At 85.9% G+C, this 622-nt stretch carries 1 pseudogene; it reads right to left on the bottom strand.

Going from position 1 to position 622, the window contains the following annotated elements:
- A pseudogene (locus AAHZ94_RS34855) lies at nt 1-240 on the bottom strand (hypothetical protein); the annotation flags it as partial.
- Between the last annotated feature and the right edge of the window lie 382 nt (nt 241-622).

Here is a 622-nt window from a genome sequence, read left to right as displayed (position 1 = left end):
CCCCCCCACCAGCCCCCCCCCCCCCCCCCCCCGCCCCCCCCCCGCCCGGCCCGGGGGCCCCCCCCCCGCCCCCCCGCGGGGGGCCCCCCCGCCGGCCCCGCCGCACGGCCAGCCGGGCCCGTCGGCCGGCGCCGGGGCGGCGCGCTCGGGGCGGGCCTGGCCCGCGTGCGGGATGCGCGCCACGACCGCGAAGCCCTCCGCGCGCGGCCCACAGGCGAAGCTGCCACCCGCGAGCCGCACCCGCTCGTCGAGCCCGATCAGACCGCGCCCACCGGCGGCCGGTGGGAGGGGGCTCGCGCCCGGCGGGAACGGGGTGGGGCCTGCGCCCGGTGCGTACGGGTCGGGGCCCGAGCCCGATGTGTGGGGGATAGGGCCCGCGCTCGACGCGTACGGGTTGGTGCCAGTGTTCAGCGCGTACGGGTGGGGGCCCGAGCCCGGCGCGTACCGGTGGGGGCCAGCGCCCGGCAGCGGAGTGTCGCCCGGCAGCGGTGTGGCGGCCGGCGTCGGGGTGGCGCGCGTCGCCCGGCCGGGGCGTGGCCCGGGGGCGCCGGCCCGGGGCGGGCGCGCCCCCCCCCCCGGGCGCGCGCGGGATAACAAACGCGCCCGCCCCGCCCCGGCGCCC

It is taken from the genome of Streptomyces sp. HSW2009 (genome assembly GCF_040240285.1).
Lineage (GTDB): Bacteria > Actinomycetota > Actinomycetes > Streptomycetales > Streptomycetaceae > Streptomyces.
This window is presented reverse-complemented; position numbering and strand designations above follow the sequence as displayed.